Here is a 224-nt window from a genome sequence, read left to right on the forward strand (position 1 = left end):
ATTATTTTGGCTAACCGTGATCGTACCTTCCAGATACTTAGCTTGCGTCCCTTCGGGATCGTTCTTAGCAGGATCACCAGGATCGCCTTTCGTGTAAGTAGCCTGGTTCTTCGTGTAGTGAACCGTCCGGGTGACCGTAGTGGTATAACCCTCATCACCTGGTTTGCCGGCATCTGTAACCGCCTTAAAGTCTGCACTGCTGTAAGCACCACCGTTATCTACCG

The 224-nt window shown here is 50.9% G+C and carries 1 protein-coding gene; it reads right to left on the bottom strand.

From position 1 onward, the window contains the following. A partial coding sequence (locus CES82_RS12645) for a hypothetical protein (RefSeq protein ID WP_180245758.1) occupies positions 1–224 on the bottom strand: 224 nt, incomplete at both ends.

It is taken from the genome of Secundilactobacillus silagincola, assembly GCF_002583405.1.
In the GTDB taxonomy this organism is placed as follows: Bacteria; Bacillota; Bacilli; order Lactobacillales; family Lactobacillaceae; genus Secundilactobacillus; species Secundilactobacillus silagincola.